The organism is Agromyces tropicus, assembly GCF_039531345.1.
Taxonomy (GTDB): domain Bacteria; phylum Actinomycetota; class Actinomycetes; order Actinomycetales; family Microbacteriaceae; genus Agromyces; species Agromyces tropicus.
Genome location: NZ_BAAAPW010000002.1, coordinates 55,752 through 74,513 on the forward strand (window position 1 = coordinate 55,752; position 18,762 = coordinate 74,513).

Consider the following 18,762-nt stretch of genomic DNA (forward strand, 5'->3'; position numbering starts at 1 on the left):
CCCATCCTGCACGAGCCACAGGAGGACCGGCCACCGGGCCGGTGCGCACGCGTTGCCCGGCCTCTGCGCGTGGCCGGGATGAGTCCAGCCTGGCGACGACCGCGCCCTCTGACGAACCCGGAATGCACCACGGCCGCTGAATGGGTACAGCCTGCTGAAGGGCATCGGGAACCTCTGCATCGGAGCGGCCGCGGATTCCGACTACGACGCAGGGCGGCTCGTGCAGGCGCTCGTGTCCGGCGCGCTTGCCGGCGCCACTCTTCGCTGAGGGCGCCCACGGCATCTCGCCGGCGCACGGGTGCCCGCTCAGGGCTCCGGCACCGGCGAGGTCGGCGTCAGCCGCGGTACCACTCCTCGTCGATGCTCGCGAGGCGCGACGGCATCGTCTCGTCGCCGAGCCCGTAGAAGCGCTGGAAGTTCATGATGAGCGGCCGCCAGCGGTCGGGGTCGATGCGGTTCGCGTGGCCCGCCATGCGGAGCGACTCGACGACGTGCACCCGGGTGATGCCGAGCTCGACCGCGAGGAGGCTCGCGTCCGCCGCCGTCGCGGCGCCGCCCATCGGATGGAACGCGACGACCCGGCCCTCGAGGTGCACCGGGAACTCGGCCACTCGCGGCGGGGCGACCGTCTCCGACGCGATCGGTCGCACGCCCGCGGTGGCGAACTTGTCGCGCACGTGCCGGTAGCCCGCGGCGGCCTTGCGCTCGGAGACCGGGTCGCGACCGGTCGTGAGGGCGAGCCGGTCGACCGCATCGACCCCTTCGACCGAGGGCAGGTTGACGACCGCCTCGCCGTTCGCCAGCAGGTTGCGGCCGGTCTGGCTGCGCGCCGCGACCCCGAGCATGGCGGTCTGCCCGAGCCACCACACCGACGAGTTCGGCGCGAGGTTCGGATGCCCCGTCTCATCGACGGTCGAGAGCAGCGACACCTGGCTGCCGAAGTAGAGGATCGCCGGCGAGATCGCCGTGTGCCGGGGGCCGCGTGCGTGCGCGTCGAGCGAGGTGAGGGTTCCCATGGGCCGCCTTCCTGGAGGGGACTCCAGCATCGCGGCGCGCGCGTCGGGAATCCGGCGGTTTCCGGACACGGCTGACTGCGGCTGCTGCGCACGGTCTTCCGCGATCGGGTGCACGTTCGCGGATCACGCCATGGCCCAGACGGGCGCACTTGTCACCTGAGCTGCCGAGAGATCGCCGGTGCGTCCATCGAACGGACTGCAGGGCACGCGAAGCAGCCTCTGATCAGGCATTCATCGAGCGGAGACGGCGGGATTTGAACCCGCGGTCCCCTTACGGGGACTCCACCTTAGCAGGGTGGTGCACTCGACCGGACTATGCGACGTCTCCTCGCGCACACCCGAAGGCGAACGCGACTGCCATCATAACCGGCATCCCGCAGAAAGACGATTCGACCGGCCGCGCCGCCGGTCGGCGCCGCCGATGCGACCGAGGCGGAGCGGCGCGCTACTGGTCGGCGAGGGTGCGCCCGGCCGAGCAGCGGGTCTCCGCGGCGGTCTGGCCGGTGACGTCGCTCGGCAGCGCCTGCTCGGTGGGTTGGGGCGCCTCGGTCTCGGCGGGCGCGTCCGTGGAGCCATCGGTGCCGGCATCCGTCGACTCGTCGGTGGAGCCGTCGGTCGACTCGTCGGGCGTCGCGGCATCGGGGTCGGCCGCCGACGCGAACGAGTTGTCCTCGAGCGCCGTCGGGTCGAGCGCCATCGGCAGGTCCTGCTGGAGCGCGAGGTTGATCGCCTCGGCCGAGTCCGTCGGAACCACCGCGCCGAAGCCGTCGAGGTACGCCGTCGGGTACTGCACGAACGCGATCTTCGACAGGTCGACGTCCTTGGCCGCCATCGCGATGGAGACCATCTTCGCCGGCTCGACGAGCGTGTTCGAGAGCTGCATGTTCTCGAGGGCCGCCTTGGCGATCGAGTAGAGCTTGAGCGGGTCGCCGAGCGTGCCGCCGGACTGCAGCTTGCGGGCCAGGGCCGACATGAAGACCTGCTGGTTGGAGATGCGGCCGAGGTCGGACCCGTCGCCCACGCCGTAGCGGGTCCGCAGGAACTGCAGCGCCTCGAGGCCCTTGAGCTCGTGCGTGCCCGCGTCGAGGTACAGGTCGGTGTGCTGGTCCTCGATGGGCTCCGCGACGCAGACCTCGACGCCGCCGACGGCCTCCGAGATGGCGGCGGCGCCCATGAACTGCACGATGCCCGCGAACGGGATGGAGATTCCGGTGAGGTCCTCGACCGTCTTCACGACGCACGGCATGCCGCCGTAGTCGAGCACCGTGTTGATCTTGACGTCGTACTGCTCCCAGAGCTCCTCGTCCGTATCGGGGTCGGTGCAGCCGGCGGGGATGTCGACGAGCATGTCGCGCGGGAAGCTCACCACCTCGACGTGGGAGTGGTCCTCGGAGATGTGCAGCAGCAGGTTGACGTCGTTGAGCACGCTGGTCTCGACGTCGGGGTCGCCGAAGCCGTCGCCCTGGCCTGCGCGGCTGTCGCTGCCGATGACGAGCAGGTTGACGCCGCCCTCGATCGCGCCGACGTCGGGGACGCCCTCGAGCACGGACTCGTTGCCGAGCGACACCGTCGGCTTCGCGGTGGAGGCGAGGTCGAACGCCGCGTACGCGGCCACGGCGGTGCCGGACGCGAGGACGATGGCGAGCACGGATGCCGCGGCCTTCGTGATCGTCGCGAGGACGCCGTTGTGGCGGAGGCGGCCGTGACGGGCGATCGCCGGAGACGCGTCATCGCGTCGCGCACGGGTCGTGCGCGGCTCGTTGCTGCTCACTCCGGTGATCTCCTCTCAGTCGGTCGTGTGGTGCCGGCGGAGGGCGTGGGATTCGAACCCACGAGGCATTGCTGCCCACTGGTTTTCAAGACCAGCTCCATCGGCCGCTCGGACAGCCCTCCATGCCGCCGGGCGGCGCCTGGGGGGCGACACCGCTCGCACGAACGCGCCGATTCTAGCCGACGCATGTTTCAGCGAGCCTCTCAGGCGAGCCTGTGCGAGTCCTGAACCGAAGCTGGACGCGCCGCTCGGCCGCGGTTCGGCCCGTGGTCGCGCCGTGGGACGCGCGGAGGCCTCAGCCTGCGTTCGCGGTCGTGCAGCGCACGTCCTCAGCGGTCTGGCCGGTCACGTCGGAGGGCAGCACCTCCCCCGGGTCCGGGGGCTCCGTGGTCGCCGGCGGCGTCGTCGCGGGCGCGGTCGCATCCGTCGGCGGCGGGGTCGTGGGCTCGGCCTCGCCGCCGCCCTCGGCCTCGACCGTGCCGAACGACGCGTTGCCCGTGGCATCCGGATCGAAGCTCACCGGACGGTCCGACTGCAGCGCCTGCTCGACGATCCCGGCCGACGTGCTCGGGACGACGGCCGAGAAGTCGGCCGTGTACGCGGTCGGGTACTGGATGAAGGCGATCTTCGACAGGTCGACGTCCTGCAGGGTGCGCGCGATCGAGACGAGCCGGAACGGATCCTGCAGCGCCGACGACAGCGTCATGTTCTTCAGCACCGCCTGGGCGATGGAGTACAGCTTCAGGGGGTCGCCGAGCGTGCCGTCGGCCTGGAGCGTGCGCGCCAGGGACGCGAGGAAGGTCTGCTGGGCCGAGATGCGGCCGAGGTCGCTGCCGTCTCCGACGGCGTGCCGGGTGCGGAGGAATGCGAGGGCGGTCGCGCCCGTGATCTCGTGCACGCCGGCGTCGAGCTTCAGGCCGGAGTACACGTCGTCGATCGGGTCGACGAGACACACCTCGACGCCGCCCACCGCCTCCGCCAGGGCGGCGACGCCCTTGAACTCGACGATGCCGCCGACGGGGATCGTGATGCCGACGAGCTGCTCGATGGTCCGGCCGACGCACGAGAGGCCGCCGTACGCGAGCACGGTGTTGAGCTTGACCGAGTACTGCTCGTAGAGCGTGCCGGCCGCATCGTTCGGGTCCTGGCACGCGGGAACGTCGACGAGCATGTCGCGCGGGAAGCTGACGACCTCGACGTGGGAGTGGTCCTCGGCGATGTGCAGGAGCATCGTGACGTCGTTGAGGGTGGCGGAGTCGAGGTACGGGTCGCCGAACGACCCGTCGGCCGGCCGCTTGTCGCTGCCGACCAGCAGGAAATTGAGCCCGCCCTCCATCGCCCCGATGTCGGGCACGGCGGCGAGCACGTCCTCGCTCTCGAAGCGCACGCTCGGCTTCGCCGCCACGGGCGCGACGAGGTCCGCGACGGCGTAGGCGCTGATCGCGGTCACCGCGAGGAGCGCGATGCCGACCACGCTCGCCACGCCGCGCAGCACGGCGCGGGTCGCACTGCGGGGGTGGAGACGTCCGTGGCGGGCCGGCGGCACGGGCGCCTCGGTCAGCACCGGTGGCAGCCGGGACGTCGGCGGGGCGGGCGGCGGCGGCAGCGGCACGCGCCCGGTCGCGCCGTCGTCAGACGACGGCGCGTCGTCCCGCGGTGCCTCGACCCGTTCGCTCACGCGTTCCCCCGTGGGCGATACTACCCACGGGCCCGACGGAAGGGCCGGTCACGACACCGTTTCGATACGTTCCGGCCGGCAGGTCGGCTCAGGGAAGGGAGTCGAGCACGGGGGCGAGCCCCGCCTCCTCGATCCGTCCGGCGCGCTCGTGGGCGACCGCCGCGACCTCGGCGGGCGCCTGCCCCATCGCGACGGACCGCCCTGCGGCACCAGCCCAGTGGAACATCTCGATGTCGTTGCGCCCGTCGCCGACGGCCAGTACGCGGCTGAGCGGCACGCCCAGCCAGCCGCGCACGCGCTCCAGCGCGGTGGCCTTGTTCACGCCGTCCGGTGCGATGTCGAGCCACGCCGTCCAGCCGATCGCGTAGCTCACGTGGTGCAGGCCCATGCGTTCGACGATGTGGAAGAACTCGTCGAGGTCGTGATCGACGCTCGTCGCGACCACGCGGGTGGCCCGCTGCCCGAGCAGCTCGTGGAACTCGACCTCGCGCGCGCGCTCCAGGTTCCAGTCCGTCATGCCGCGCGTGAAGAGCCGGTACCCGTCGGCCAGCTCGACGAGGAACCGACCGCTCGGCAGCACGTCGCGGATGCGCTCGAGGACGTCGGTGGGATCGAACGTCTCGACGTGCACCTGCGCCCATCCGTCGACCGATGACGGGTCTCGCCGCATCGTGATCGCCCCGTTGGCCGTGACGACGTACTCAGGCTCGAGCCCGAGGGTCTCGAGCACGGGCCTCGTGGTCGACCAGGAGCGACCCGTCGCGAGCGTCACGACGTGGCCGCGCGCCACGGCCGAGTCGACGGCCTCGACGACGGCCGGATCGATCGACTCGTCCTCGTGCATGACGGTGCCGTCGACATCGAGGGCGACGAACCAGCGCTCGTCGTACGGCGGGGTCATCGCTCGACGGGGCGGAGCACCTCGAGGCCGCCGACGAAGCCGCGCAATCCGTCTGGGACCACCACCGAACCGTCCGCCTGCTGGTGCGTCTCGAGCAGCGCGACGAGCCAGCGCGTCGTCGCGAGCGTGCCGTTGAGCGTCGCGACCGGCGCCGTCTTGCCGCTCTCGGTGCGGTGGCGGATGTCGAGGCGGCGGGCCTGGAAGGTCGTGCAGTTCGACGTGGACGTGAGTTCGCGGTACGCCTGCTGCGTCGGGATCCAGGCCTCGACGTCGTACTTGCGGGCGGCACTCGAGCCGAGGTCGCCGGCGGCGACGTCGATCACGCGGTACGCGAGGCCGAGGGCCTGCAGCATCTCCTCCTGCCACGCGAGGAGCCGCTCGTGCTCGTCCTCGGCGTCGGCCGGGTCGACGTAGCTGAACATCTCGAGCTTGTCGAACTGGTGCACCCGGATGATCCCGCGCGTGTCCTTGCCGTGGCTGCCGGCCTCGCGGCGGTAGCAGGTCGACCAGCCCGCGTAGCGGATCGGGCCGTCGGAGAGGTCGATGATCTCGTCGGAGTGGTACCCGGCGAGCGCGACCTCGCTCGTGCCCGTGAGGTAGAGGTCGTCGGCGGGAAGGTGGTAGACCTCCTCGGCGTGCGCGCCGAGGAAGCCCGTTCCCTGCATGATCTCGGGGCGCACCAGGGTCGGCGTGATGAGCGGGGTGAAGCCGTTGGAGATCGCCCGGTCGAGGCCCATGTTCATGATCGCGAGCTGCAGGCGTGCGCCGACGCCCTTGAGGAAGTGGAAGCGGGCGCCCGACACCTTCGCGCCGCGCGGCATGTCGATCGCGTCGAGCAGCTCGCCGAGCTCGAGGTGGTCGCGCGGCTCGAAGCCGAACGCCGGGATCTCGCCGACCTCGCGGAGGACCTCGAAGTCCTCTTCGCCGCCCGCCGGCACGCCGTCGATCACGACGTTGCCGATGCGCTGGACGGCGGCCGAGAACGCCTCCTCCGCGGCCGTCGCGTCGGCGTTCGCCTGCTTGACCTCCGCCGCGAGCTCCTGCGCCTGCGCGACCAGCGCGGCCTTCTCCTCCTTCGGCGCCTTCGCCACCTGCTTGCCGAACGCGTTCTGCTCGGCGCGGAGCGACTCGAACGCCGCGATCGCGGAGCGGCGTTCGCTGTCGGCGGCGACGGCGTCGTCGACGAAGGCGGGAGACTCGCCACGCGCCTCCTGCGAGCGCTTGACCAGGTCGGGGTTCTCGCGGAGCAGCACGGGGTCGATCACCCGAGCAAGTGTAGTCGCGGCGTCCGTCGCCGCTCGGGCGCCCGTCGACGCGGCGACCCGGCACGGGCCGTCGGGCCTCGTCGCGGGCCCGATGCCCTAGATTCGACGCATGAGTGGGGGCGAACAGCAGTCGGATGCCGCGGGCACGCGCATCGCGGTCATCTTCAACCCGGTGAAGGAGGGCGCCGACCAGCTCGGGAAGGCGCTCGAACGCCTCCGGGGCGAGCACGGCGTCGCCGACATCGAGTGGATCGAGACGACCGAGGACGACCCGGGCACCGGGCAGGCGCGCCGGGCGCGCGAGTCGGGCGTCGACCTGATCATCGCCGCGGGCGGCGACGGCACGGTGCGAGCCATCGCGGAGGGCCTCGAGGGCGAGCAGATCCCGGTCGGCATCGTGCCGCTCGGCACCGGCAACCTCTTCGCCCGGAACATCGGCATCCCCGTCAACGACATCCCGGGCGCGGCGAAGCTCGCCCTCACCGGCCGCGACCGCGCCGTCGACGTGCTCCGCGCCAAGGTCCGCCGCGAGGACGGCACGACCGAGACCGAGGTCTCGCTGGTGATGAGCGGCATCGGCATCGACGCGGCGATGATCTCGAACACCGACCCGGACCTGAAGAAGCGCGTCGGCTGGCTCGCGTACGTCGACGCGGGCCTGCGCGCCCTCCCCAACTCCGAGCCCTTCCGCGTGGCGCACCGCATGGACGACGGACGTTCGCACCGGTCGCGCGTCTCCAGCATCCTCGTCGCGAACCTCGGGTACCTCCCCGGCAACATCGAGCTGATCCCCGATGCCGAGATCGACGACGGCCGACTCGACGTCGTGCGGCTGCAGCCGCGGAACGCGTGGGGCTGGCTCATGGTGTGGCGTCAGGTCGCGTGGGAGAACCGCGTGCTGCGCAAGACCGCCCTGGGTCGCCAGCTGATCGACCTCACGGGCGGCAACAAGCGCCGCGAGGTCGTGTACGCGAGCGGCGCGACGATCGACCTCGTGATCGACGGCGCCCCGCAGGAGTTCGAGATCGACGGCGAGGACATGGGACTGATCACCGCGGCCCGCTTCGTCATCGACCCGAAGGCGCTCGTGATCCGCGTGTCTGCGCAGGCCGCCGCGCGTGCATCGGCGGGGGCGAAGCAGCGTGCGGGCGCCGCGCCGACGACCGACGGGCGACCCGCGGGCCGGGAGCCGCGCCCCGAGCTCGCCACGGCCGAGCTGGAGGTGGCCGAGGCGGCGGCGAGGGAGGCGACGCCCTCGGAACCCGACGAGGACGAGCCGGCGACCGCCGATGCCGAGGACGCCGGCACCGCCCCAGGGTCGGGCACCGACGACCGGTAGCCGCCGGCCGGCCGGGCACGTCAGGGCGCAGTCGGCGACGGACCTTCCGGCCGCGGGCCGCCGCGCATCCGCGCGTCGAGCCGAGCGAGGGCCGCGAGTCGCGCACCGATGACGAGCGGGAGCCCGAGGGCTGCGCCCACGACCGCGACCGCCGCGGTCGGCGCCAGGACGTTCGGCAGGATCGACATCAGGTAGGAGCGGCGCTGGGTCTCGGGGTCGTCGACCGGGATGCCGAACTGCGCCTCGACCGACCACGAGAGCAGCATCTGCACGCCGACGACGCCCACGATGCCGACGGCGAGGAGCAGCAGCACGCTGGGGGCGAGCACCGCCCGGACCCACCTCATCGCCGGCTCCCGGCGCCCGCCGCGTCGCGATCGAGCACCCCGCGGTCGCCGATGCCGATGCGGGCGGCACGACGCACGCCCTCGACGACGAGCAGCACGATCGCCCCGAGGACCCCGGCGGTGAGCACCGCCGGTCCGACGAGGTACGCGAACATCCGCGCGGACTCCTCGCCGCGGATGCCCGTCGGACCGGCGAAGGGATCGATGGAGACGATCATCCACACCGACCACGCCCCGACGCCGAGCGCGACGGCCACGACGCCCCAGGCGATCCCGAGGGCGACCCGCAGGACCGCGTCCGGCTCGGGCCCGGCGGGCGGCGCCCCGGGATCGTCGGTCTCCCGGATCGGCGTCGGGTCCGCGGGGACGCCGCCCGCCGACGCGGACCCGGCCCGCGGCGCGACGGCCGGCTCGGGACCGCCTGCCGGGTCGGAGGCGGCCCCGGCCCGATCGGCCGTCGCCCCGATGCGGGCCGTCACCGGTGCCGGGGCGGCCGGAGGGGCATCCGACGGTTCCGGGTCGACCACGGCATCCGTCGTCTCGGGGTCGGCGTCCGCCGCCGGGGACGTGGACTCCACGGATGCGGCCTTCCACCCGCGCTGGAACCGGGCGTCATAGCGCGGGTCGAACTCCGGGTGCGAGGCCGGCTCCGTCATCCGCTCAGTCCTCCTCCGGTTCTCCGGACAGGATGCCGCGCAGCCAGTCGCGCGCCTCGATGAAGATCTCGTCGTCGTACTTCGAGTGGTACTCGACCTCGCGGCGATCGGCGCGGGGGTAGGAGCCCAGGAAGATCACCTTGGGGCTGAAGCGGCGCAGGCCGAGCATCGCGTCGTAGACGCGCTCGTCCTCGATGTGCCCGTCGAGGTCGATGACGAACCGGTACCGGCCCATCTCGTCGCCGATCGGGCGGGACTGCAGCAGCGACATGTTCACGCCGCGCGTGGAGAACTGCTCGAGCATCGCCAGCAGGGAGCCGGGCTCGTCGTCGGGGAGTTCGACGATCACGCTGGTCTTGTCGGCGCCCGTGCGTGCGGGGATGACCCGCGAGCGGCTCACGAGCACGAACCGGGTCATGGCGTTGGGGTTGTCCCCGATGGCCTCGGCGAGCACGTCGACGTCGAGGTGGTCGACGATCCCGGGCGGCGCGACCGCGGCATCCGCCAGCCCGTTCTCGAAGAGCGAGGCCGCCGCCTGCACGTTGCTCGTCGCCGGGAGGTGCGCGTGGTCGGGCAGGTTCCGCTCGAGCCAGCCGCGCGACTGCGCGTACGCCACGGGATGCGCGTTGACGACGCGGACCTCGTCGAGCCGCGTCCCCGGGCGGGCGACGAGCACGAAGTTCACCGGCACGAGGTACTCGCCCGCGATGCGCAGCCCGGGGACGGTCGCGAGGGCGTCCTGCGTCGCCGAGACGCCGCCGTCGACGGAGTTCTCGATGGCGATCATCGCGGCGGTCGAGCGGCCCTCGACGACGTCGGCCAGCGCCTCCCCCACGTTGTTGACGCTGTGCCAGTGCTTGCCGGCCGCCTCGGGCACCTGCTTCAGGGCCGCCTCGGTGAACGTGCCGGCGGGCCCCAGGTACGAGTACGTCTCGTCGGCGCGGGCGTGGGCGGCATCCGTCATGCCGCAAGCCTACGGCGCACGGTCGACGGACCGCCGCGCATGACACCACGTGGGAAGGCCGGGTCGGCGGCCGTGCGGATCTGCGTTTCTCAGGAGCGGGGGCGGCGTGGCGCGACCGCGCTCGGCGTGTTCTCCTGAGAAAGGGCGGGATCCGCCGAAGACTCCTGAGAAAGGCGGAGGTGGGGCGATGACGCAGACGACGGATGCCGCAGCCGAGCGCCGCACGGTGCCGACCGACGCCGAGCGGCGCGTCGCGCTGCGGCGCATGAAGCGGCTCGCCCTCGGCCTGCTGCTCGTCGCCGCGGCCGTGTTCGCGGTCGCGTTCCCCCTGCAGGACACCGTGCCGTGGATGGGCTTCGTGCGCGCCGCCGCCGAGGGCGCCATGGTGGGCGCGATCGCCGACTGGTTCGCGGTGACGGCGCTGTTCCGGCATCCGCTCGGGCTGCCGATCCCGCACACCGCGATCATCCCGCGGCGCAAGGACGAGATCGGCGCCACCCTCGGCGCCTTCGTCGAGGACGAGTTCCTCTCCGACGCCGTCGTGCGCGGCAAGCTGCGGTCGATGGGCGTCGCCCGGCGGCTCGGCGAGTGGCTGCGCGAGCCCGGGAACGCCGAGCGCGTGACCGCCGAGGCGTCCGTCGCCGGCCGGGGCGTGCTCGGCCTGCTCGGCGACGACGACGTGGCCGAGGTCATCGAGCAGCTCGCGCGACGCCACCTGCTCGAGCCCGAGTGGGGGCCCGCGATCGGGCGGGTCGGCGCCCGGCTCGTGGCCGCCGACCAGCAGCGCGCCGCGGTCGACGCCGTCCTCGAGCGCGTCGAGACGTGGCTCGTGGCGCACCCCGAGGCGTTCGGCACGATGGTCTCGAGCCGGCTGCCGAAGTGGGTCCCCGGGTTCGTGGGCGGGCTCGTCGACGACCGGGCCTACCGCGAGGTGCTCGCCTTCGCGCGCGCCGTGCGCGACGAGCCGCGGCATCCGCTTCGCGTCGCGATCGACGGCTGGCTCGCCGACGTCGCCGACGACCTCCAGCACGACCCCGCGATGATCGAGCGCGTCGAGCGGCTGAAGCTCGACCTCGTCGAGAGCCCGCGCCTGCGCGAGTTCGCCGGCGAGGTGTGGGACTCGGTCAAGGTCTCGCTCGCCGCGGCGCTCGAGGATCCCGGGAGCGAGCTGCGCGCCGGGGTGCGCTCGGCGCTCGTCGAGGTCGGCTCGCGCCTGGCGACGGATGCCGAGCTGGCCGCGAAGGTCGACGTGTGGGTGACGGATGCCGCGGCGTACGTCGTCGGCAGGTACCGCCACGAGATCGCGGGCGTGATCACCGAGACCGTCGAGCGCTGGGACCCGACCGAGACGACCGAGAAGATCGAGCTGCAGGTCGGGCGCGACCTGCAGTACATCCGGATCAACGGCACGGTCGTGGGCGCCCTGGCGGGTCTCGCCATCCACTCGATCGCGACCGCGATCGGCGCCCTCGCCTGACCCGGCACCGCACGCGTTTCTCAGGAGTTATCCGGCGGGTCGCGGCATCCGTCGGCGTGTCCTCCTGAGAAGCGCCCTGATCGGCGCGAACCCTCCTGAGAAAAGCATCAGGCGGTGGGGGCGGGGGTGTCGCGCGGCAGGCGTGCGCGGCAGACTTGGCACATGCACGAGCGAGCGGGAACCCCGGCGACCGAATCCGACCTGATCGACGTGGAGGCCCTGCTCAGGGCCTACTACGACCTGCATCCGGATGCCTCGATCCCCGAGCAGCGCGTCGTCTTCGGCACCTCCGGCCACCGCGGCTCGAGCCTGAACACCGCGTTCAACGAGGACCACATCCTCGCCATCACGCAGGCCATCGTCGAGTATCGAGCGGGCCAGGGCATCACCGGCCCACTCTTCATCGGCGCCGACACCCACGCGCTGAGCGGGCCCGCGCAGACCACCGCGCTCGACGTGCTCGTCGCGAACGGCGTCCGCGTGCTCGCGGACGAGTACGACGACTACGTGCCGACGCCGGCGCTCAGCCACGCGATCCTCAGCTGGAACAACGACCCCGAGCGCCGCGCCGAGGGCGAGGCCGACGGCATCGTGATCACCCCGAGCCACAACCCGCCGCAGGACGGCGGCTTCAAGTACAACCCGCCGCACGGCGGCCCGGCCGACTCGGACGCCACGAACTGGATCGCGAACCGCGCGAACGAGCTCATCGCCGACGGATGCCGCGACGTCAACCAGGCCGAGCCGAGCGCGGTCGAGACCTACGACTTCCGCGGCCGCTACGTCGAGGACCTCGCGGAGATCATCGACTTCGACGCCATCAGGGCGAGCGGCATCAGGATCGGCGCCGACCCGCTCGGCGGCGCGTCGGTCGGCTACTGGGGCGCCATCCGCGACCGCTACGGCATCGACCTCACCGTCGTGAACGAGAAGGTCGACACGCGCTGGGCGTTCATGACGCTCGACTGGGACGGCAAGATCCGGATGGACCCGTCGAGCCCGAACGCGATGGCGTCGGTGCTCGCGAACCGCGAGGGCTACGACATCCTCACCGGCAACGACGCCGACGCCGACCGGCACGGCATCGTCACGCCCGACGGCGGACTCATGAACCCCAACCACTACCTCGCGGTCGCGATCGAGTACCTGTACACGCACCGGCCCGAGTGGCGGGAGGATGCCGCGATCGGCAAGACGCTCGTGTCGAGCTCGATGATCGACCGCGTCGCCGAGTCGATGGGGCGGCGCCTCTGGGAGGTCCCCGTCGGCTTCAAGTGGTTCGTGCCCGGGCTCATCGACGGCTCGGTCGCGTTCGGCGGCGAGGAGAGCGCAGGGGCGTCGTTCCTGCGCAAGGACGGCACGGTCTGGACCACCGACAAGGACGGCATCCTGCTGTGCCTGCTCGCCTCGGAGATCCGCGCGGTCACCGGCAGGTCGCCGAGCGAGCTCTACGGGGAGCTCGTCGAGCGGTTCGGCGACCCGGCGTACCAGCGCACGGATGCCGCGGCCTCCCCCGCGCAGAAGTCGGCCCTCTCGAAGCTCGACGGCGACGCGATCACCGCGACGGAGCTCGCGGGCGACGCGATCGTCGCGAAGCTGTCGTCGGCGCCCGGCAACGGCGCGGCCATCGGCGGCGTGAAGGTCGCGAGCGACGATGCGTGGTTCGCCGCACGCCCGAGCGGCACCGAGGACGTGTACAAGATCTACGCCGAGTCGTTCAAGGGCCCGGAGCACCTCGCCGAGGTGCAGGCCGAGGCGAAGCGCATCGTGGACGCGGCGCTCGGCTCGGCGTAGGCGCGGGCCGCGGCGTCGCAGGAGCCCAGACTGCGGAGCCGCTGTCAAGCGGCGGCGCGAGGTGTGCCGCGTGCCTAGCATGTGGTCGTGACCAACCTCGTCGTGATCCCGTGGCGACCAGCGCCCTCCCGGATCCCCGCGTTCGATCGCGTCCTCGCCTGGTACCGGGCCGAACTGCCGGAGTTCCGCGTCGAGACGATCGACAGCGACGACGACGTGTTCGTGCTGGCGCGCACCCGCAACCTCGCCGTCGCCCGGCTCGCGGAACCGGACGACGTCGTCGTCATCAACGACGCGGACACGCTCCCCGATCCCGGCCCGCTCCGGGCGGCCGTCGCCGCGGCCCGCACGAGCGGGCGCGTGCACCTGCCGTACGCGACCTACCGCTGGCTCGGACCGGAGGGCACCGCCGAACTCGAGGACGGCGTGGCGCCCGCGGACTGCTCGTCCGTGCTCGTCCACGGAGCCTGCTCCGGCGTCTACGTCACGACCGGGCGGACGTGGGCGGCCCACGGCGGACAGGATGAGCGGTTCCGCGGGTGGGGGTTCGAGGATTCCGCGTGGCGCCTCGCGCACGAGACCCTCCTCGGCGCCGGACCGCAGCGGCACGACGGCACGGTCTACGCGCTCTCCCACGAGCCCGAGGTGCGCGCCGGCGAGCAGTACGACCGGAACGCCGCGCTCATGGAGCGCTATCGGGCCGCCGCGGGCGACCTCGACGCGATGGCCGCGCTCGTGGCGGAGGCTCAGTCCGCCAGGGCGTCGAACGCGACCTCGGGCCCGGGCCTCGCGGCCTGAGCCGCCGCGATCGCGTCGAGTCGCCCCCGCACGTCGGCCGACGGATCCAGCACGCTTCGGAGCGCCGACGCGAGGTCGGCGACGCTCGCGGCGTTCGGGTCGAGCACCGTCCCGAACCCCGCCGCCTCCACCGCGGCGGCGCCCGCGAACTGATCGGTCGAGAAGGGCAGCACGACCAGCGGCACGCCCGACCCGATCGCCTCGGTCACCGAGTTGTTGCCCCCGTGGGTCACGGCCCCCGCGGCGGCGGCGAGCAGGCGGACCTGCGGCAGGTACCCGCGCACGAGCCAGTCGGAGGGCAGGTCGCCGAGTTCCGCGGCATCCGTCGAGCCGACCGCCACGGCCGCCGTGGCCCCGATCGCCCGCAGGGCGGCGGCCACCCGCGCGAGGACGTCGCCGCGGACCGAGAGGAAGCTCCCGAAGCTCACGTAGACGAACGGGCGGCCCCGGGAGAGCCAGGCCTCGACCTCGGGGTCCTCCTCCTCGGACCGACGCGCCGATCCGAGGAACCGGTGCGGCGGGAGCAGGCGGCGCCGGTCGTCGCCCACCAGTTCCGACGGGTAGTTGTACAGCACGAGCGGGCCGTGCTCGGCGAACGCGTCGGCCACGGGTCGGTGGCCCGGGTCGAGTTCGCCCGCGGCGCGGTTCCACTCGTCGGTGAACCGGTCCGAGACCGTCCGGCAGAGCTCCTGCAGCGCCTCGAGACCGCTCGGGTCGGGAGCGAACGCGGACGGCCACGCCGGCGGCACCCCGTACACCTCCGACCCGACGGGCAGCGCGCTCGGGTGGCCCAGGACCACATCGCCGTGGGCGGTGCCTGCGCTGAGGAGCCCGAGCCGCGCGCTGAACGCGAGGTGGTCGACGAGGACCTGGTCGGGTGCCAGCTCCTCCACGATGCGCGCGGTCGCCGAGGCACGCCCCACCGGGTCCCACATGAGGTCGGTCAGGCGCTCCTGCGCCTGGTAGCGGAGCGTCGCGAGCGCGCCCTCCGCAGTGGCTCGGAAGAAGCCGCGCAGCGAGTCGCCCTCGTCGGGCGGCTGCTCCCCCGCCGCGATGACCCCGGGGTTGGACCCGCGGCCCAACCGGAGGTCGCGGCGCTCGAACCCGAACACATCCACGATGCCGGCGGTCGCCGGCCCGCTCGCCACCACGACGCGCTCGCCGCGATCCCGCCACGCCGTCGCCAGCGTCGCGAGCGGGAGGAGGTGGGACGCGTAGTCCGGGCTGATCACGAGGAGGGTCATCGCAGCCCGCCCGCACGGTCGAGCAGGCCCGCCTCGTCCTTCGCGACCGCGCCGTACACGCCGCCGAGGACGCGCGCCATCCGCTGCACGGTGAAGCGTTCCCGCACCATCGCGCGGGACTGCTCGGCACGGACGTCGTCGCGCTCGGCCCGGGCCGCCGTCACCGCCTCGCCCAGTGCGGACGACAGCCGCCCGACGTCCCACGTCGCGGTCAGGAGGCCGGTCCGGCCGTCGTCGATGTAGGTGGCCGGTCCGCCGCCGTCCGGAGCGACGACGAGGAGCCCTGCCGCCATGGCCTCGAGCAGCGCGATGCCGAACTCCTCCTTGAGGCTGGCGCAGGCGTACACGCCGCCCGACGCCACCGATCCCGGGATCCCGAGTCGGGTGGCGGCCAGCCACTCCGCGACGACGCCGTTCGGGCGATGGCCCGGCAGGAGGAGCCCGCGGGCGGCCCGCTCCGCTGCGGGGACGAGTGCGTCGATTCGATCCAGCTGCTCGCGCTCGTCGTCCGACGGTGAGGCGAGGTCGCCGCCGACGATGAGGAGGTTCGTGCCGGATGCGACCGGCGACGACGCCCACGCCTCGACGAGCGTGGCGACGCCCTTCACGCGATGGAGGCGCCCGACGCTGAGGATGAGCGGTCGGCCCCGGCGATCGGGGTCGAGCCCCGACACGAGCTCGCGCAGCTCGTCGAGGGCGGGCCCGGCGTCCGCTCCCCGGCGATGGGCCTCCACCCGGGCGATCGCACGATCGATCGACTCCGTGTCGATGCCCTCCGGCACGACCGTGCGGTGCTCGGGATCCACGGCCGGATCGATCCCGACGAGGCGTCGCAGGTCGTCCTCGAGCCGCGGCCTCGGGAAGAGGACCGTGTGCGCGGCGCCGGCCGCCAGTCGATGGACGAGCCGCGTGCGGAACCAGAAGTGCTCGACGACGTCGTTGCGACCGAAATCGCCGCGCGAGATCCGATGCGAGCGGTCGAGCGAGTCGATCACGGCATGCGGATCGGGGGCGAGCGTGAAGACCGCCGGGGTGCCGAGCTCGCGTGCGACATCCGCCGCGGCGAGGCTGCCGACATCCGCCATCCGGAGGTGCAGCACGTCGACGCCGCCGGCGGCGCGGAGGATGCGACGGATGCCGCGGCGCGCGGTCACGCGCAACGGCCAGGCGTCCGCGGACGGCACGGGGTCGCTCAGGAGCGGGATGCGCCCGTACTCGTGGCCGCGGTCGGTGGCCTCGAGTTCGACGAGGTCGTCGAGGGCGCCCTCGATCGAACCGCGGGAGAGCGTGACGACGCGGTCCACCGCCGACTCGGGGTCCCGGACGAGCGCGTCGCCGAGGCGGACCAGCAGGGTCGCGATGCCGCCGTTGTCGCCGGCGCCCGCCGATCGCAGACCCGGGTCGATGTCGGCGTGCAGGAACAGCTGGGCCACGGTCAGGCCCGCGCGGTCGCGACGGCGGATCGGACCCGTCGCGGCCAGGTCGACGAGCCCGAGTCGGGCGACGGCCCCGAGGTACCCGTCGTCACCCGCGATCGACTCGAGTGTCGAGGCGACCGCGGCCGCGTCGTGGCGCTGGCCGAGCGCCGCGATCGCGGCGACGCGGACGGACTCCTCCTCGCTCGCGTCCGAGGCGAGTCGCACGAGCGGGGCGGTCGCGAGCGGGTCGCGGACGAGGCCGAGGGTCTCGACGAGCCGCGACCTCGCGGCCGCCTCCCCGATGCCGAGCAGTCCGCCCTCGACCCCCGCCACCAGCGGCGCCGGCGCGAAGCCGGACCACTGCTCGAGCGTTCGCTGGGCGAGCATGCCCGCGAACCCGCCGCGGACGACCATGCCGAGCAGGCGCCCCACGGCTTCGTGCCGCGGCAGCCCAGACCCCAGCGCCCAGGCGGCGTGCTCCCGCAGGAACTCCCGTCGGTCGCCGACCAGGCGGACCAGGACGCGGGAGGCCTCCTCGTCGAGCATCCCGGCGAGCGCGTGCGTGGCGGCGATGGCTGCCACCTCGTCGTCGCCGGCCGTGAGCCGTTCGAGGATGCGGATCGTGCGTGCACCGGGTTCGCGTGCGGCCTCGAACGCGAGGTCGTCCGCCGCGCGCATCGCATCGACGACCGACGGCGCCGCCAGCACGGCGTCGACTGCGGTCCTGACCCCCATGGTGCCCCCCCTGCCCGCGGCGCCCGACGTTTCCGATGCCGACGTCGACGGCGCATGCGATCCGGATGATACTTCGACAGGATGAAGGTTCCTGTCACCTGCTTGACAGTGCGCTGAGAGGGGTTCCGGCATGCGCGTCGTGGCGATCGGCGATGTCGGCGTGGTCGACGGCATGATGCACATCGGGGACGAGGCGATGTTCGCGGCCCTCGTCGACGCGCTGCGTCGTCGCGGCGTCGACGAGGTCACCGCGATCTCCGCTGCGCCGGCGGACACCGCGGCGAGGTACGGCGTCGGTGCGATCGGACGCATCGGCTGGTCGGGTCCGCGGAGCGCGATGCAGCAGCGACTCGACGCGGTGCGTTCCGCCGCGGGCGGTGCACGGACGCTGGCCGCCGACGATCCGGCGACGGCCGTCATCGAGGCGGTCGCGGCGGCCGACGCGGTCGTGATCGCGGGTGGCGGGAACCTCGCATCGAACTGGCCCGCGCACGTGTTCGAGCGGGCGGCCCTCGGTGCGATCGCGGAACGGCTGGGCCGCGCGGTCGTCATCTCGGGCCAGACGATCGGCCCGTGGCTGGAGGGAGGGGATCGCGCGCTCGTGGCCGGGTTGCTGCGGTCCGGCCGGGTGGTCGGGGTGCGCGAGCACGCCTCCCTGCGGCTCGCGGACCGGCTCGGCGTCGCCCCGGACCGGCTCGCCGCGAATCGCGACGACGCGAGCTTCCTCGGCGTCGACGGTCCACGCCCCGGCGACGATGCCCGTGAACCGTACCTCCTCGTGAGCCTCTCGATCCACCTCGCCGGCCTCCCTCGCGACGACACGATCACGGGTCTCGCCGCGGCGCTCGACCGGCTTGCGGAGCGTACGGGGGCACCGGTGCGCTTCCACCCGCACTTCGGCTCGCTCGACGCCTCGGTCGAGGCGGGCGACGAGGTGCTGCATGCGGCCGTGCGTGCCGCCATGCGCACGCCGGCCGACCTGCTGCAGCCCGGCGATCCGTGGTCGGCCGCCCGGCTCGCCCGCGGTGCCGCGATGCTCGTGACCAGCCGGTACCACCCGGCGGTCTTCGCGGCACCCGCCGGGGTGCCCGTCGCCGGACTCGCGGCCGACGACTACACCGAGGTCAAGCTCCACGGCGCGACCGGCTGGTGGGGCCAGGACGGCGTCGTGCCGCTCGGGGCGGTCGCGCGCGGTGCGGACGGCGATGCGCTCGGGCGCGCGTGGGATCGGCGCGCCGACGCACGACGCGCGGCGGAGGAGCGTCACGAGCAGGCGCGGGCGGGATCCGAGGCGTGGTTCGATCGCGTCGCCGGCGCGCTCGAGGGCTGACGGGGCGGCCCGGCGACCGCCGTGAGCGC

At 73.2% G+C, this 18,762-nt stretch carries 15 protein-coding genes and 2 tRNA genes; 5 read left to right on the top strand and 12 right to left on the bottom strand.

Annotated features, from left to right (window positions below):
- Positions 1–335: 335 nt before the first annotated feature.
- The 7 genes from ABD230_RS05995 to serS all read right to left on the bottom strand — a co-directional run bounded on the left by ABD230_RS05995 (position 336) and on the right by serS (position 6,631).
- Entirely contained in the window at positions 336–1,016 is a 681-nt protein-coding gene (locus ABD230_RS05995) for a flavin reductase family protein (RefSeq protein WP_344370322.1), read from the bottom strand.
- A gap of 239 nt (positions 1,017–1,255) precedes the next feature.
- Positions 1,256–1,344: transfer RNA gene (locus ABD230_RS06000), tRNA-Ser, on the bottom strand.
- A 117-nt stretch (positions 1,345–1,461) separates the two neighbouring features.
- Positions 1,462–2,787 (bottom strand): LCP family protein, encoded by a 1,326-nt coding sequence (locus ABD230_RS06005; RefSeq protein ID WP_344370325.1) that lies wholly within the window; start codon positions 2,785–2,787, stop codon positions 1,462–1,464.
- 37 nt (positions 2,788–2,824) lie between these two features.
- Positions 2,825–2,909 (bottom strand) — tRNA-Ser (locus tag ABD230_RS06010).
- A gap of 173 nt (positions 2,910–3,082) precedes the next feature.
- Positions 3,083–4,465 carry an LCP family protein gene (locus ABD230_RS06015; RefSeq protein ID WP_344370328.1) on the bottom strand — a complete coding sequence of 461 codons (1,383 nt, stop codon included), beginning with the start codon at positions 4,463–4,465 and terminating at the stop codon, positions 3,083–3,085.
- Positions 4,466–4,553: 88 nt separating this feature from the next.
- Positions 4,554–5,366 (bottom strand): HAD family hydrolase, encoded by an 813-nt coding sequence (locus tag ABD230_RS06020; protein WP_344370331.1) that lies wholly within the window; start codon positions 5,364–5,366, stop codon positions 4,554–4,556.
- Positions 5,363–6,631 (bottom strand): serine--tRNA ligase, encoded by a 1,269-nt coding sequence (gene serS / locus ABD230_RS06025; protein ID WP_344370336.1) that lies wholly within the window; start codon positions 6,629–6,631, stop codon positions 5,363–5,365. The genes ABD230_RS06020 and serS overlap by 4 nt, the downstream gene beginning before the upstream one ends.
- Positions 6,632–6,740: 109 nt before the next feature.
- On the opposite strand from serS, the gene ABD230_RS06030 reads away from it, so the two are divergent.
- A complete protein-coding gene (locus ABD230_RS06030; protein WP_344370340.1) occupies positions 6,741–7,970 on the top strand; it encodes a diacylglycerol/lipid kinase family protein in 1,230 nt (409 codons plus the stop codon).
- Positions 7,971–7,990: 20 nt separating this feature from the next.
- Here the strand turns inward: ABD230_RS06030 and ABD230_RS06035 are convergent, their stop codons facing one another.
- From ABD230_RS06035 to pheA, 3 genes are read right to left on the bottom strand one after another with little or no spacing between them, the layout of a single operon-like run.
- On the bottom strand, positions 7,991–8,317 hold the full coding sequence (locus tag ABD230_RS06035; RefSeq protein ID WP_344370344.1) for a hypothetical protein: 327 nt from the start codon (positions 8,315–8,317) through the stop codon (positions 7,991–7,993).
- Positions 8,314–8,973: a hypothetical protein gene (locus tag ABD230_RS06040; protein WP_344370347.1), complete on the bottom strand. Its 660-nt coding sequence runs from the start codon at positions 8,971–8,973 to the stop codon at positions 8,314–8,316. Before ABD230_RS06040 ends, ABD230_RS06035 begins: the two co-directional genes overlap by 4 nt.
- A 4-nt stretch (positions 8,974–8,977) precedes the next feature.
- Entirely contained in the window at positions 8,978–9,937 is a 960-nt protein-coding gene (gene pheA / locus ABD230_RS06045; protein ID WP_344370349.1) for a prephenate dehydratase, read from the bottom strand.
- Positions 9,938–10,124: 187 nt separating this feature from the next.
- On the opposite strand from pheA, the gene ABD230_RS06050 reads away from it, so the two are divergent.
- The 3 genes from ABD230_RS06050 (at position 10,125) to ABD230_RS06060 (ending at position 14,006) form a co-directional block, all read left to right on the top strand.
- Positions 10,125–11,414 (top strand): DUF445 domain-containing protein, encoded by a 1,290-nt coding sequence (locus tag ABD230_RS06050; protein WP_344370353.1) that lies wholly within the window; start codon positions 10,125–10,127, stop codon positions 11,412–11,414.
- Between the two features lie 162 nt (positions 11,415–11,576).
- Positions 11,577–13,208: a phosphoglucomutase (alpha-D-glucose-1,6-bisphosphate-dependent) gene (gene pgm / locus ABD230_RS06055; protein WP_344370358.1), complete on the top strand. Its 1,632-nt coding sequence runs from the start codon at positions 11,577–11,579 to the stop codon at positions 13,206–13,208.
- Between the two features lie 87 nt (positions 13,209–13,295).
- Entirely contained in the window at positions 13,296–14,006 is a 711-nt protein-coding gene (locus tag ABD230_RS06060) for a hypothetical protein (protein WP_344370362.1), read from the top strand.
- Here the strand turns inward: ABD230_RS06060 and ABD230_RS06065 are convergent.
- Positions 13,955–15,250 (bottom strand): glycosyltransferase, encoded by a 1,296-nt coding sequence (locus ABD230_RS06065; protein ID WP_344370365.1) that lies wholly within the window; start codon positions 15,248–15,250, stop codon positions 13,955–13,957. The genes ABD230_RS06060 and ABD230_RS06065 overlap by 52 nt on opposite strands.
- Positions 15,247–17,403, bottom strand: a complete 2,157-nt coding sequence (locus ABD230_RS06070) for a glycosyltransferase (RefSeq protein WP_344370368.1) — start codon at positions 17,401–17,403, stop codon at positions 15,247–15,249. Before ABD230_RS06070 ends, ABD230_RS06065 begins: the two co-directional genes overlap by 4 nt.
- 130 nt (positions 17,404–17,533) lie before the next feature.
- On the opposite strand from ABD230_RS06070, the gene ABD230_RS06075 reads away from it, so the two are divergent.
- The gene (locus tag ABD230_RS06075; RefSeq protein WP_344370370.1) at positions 17,534–18,733 is read left to right on the top strand and encodes a polysaccharide pyruvyl transferase family protein; all 1,200 of its coding nucleotides are present in this window, start codon (positions 17,534–17,536) and stop codon (positions 18,731–18,733) included.
- Positions 18,734–18,762 lie beyond the last annotated feature (29 nt).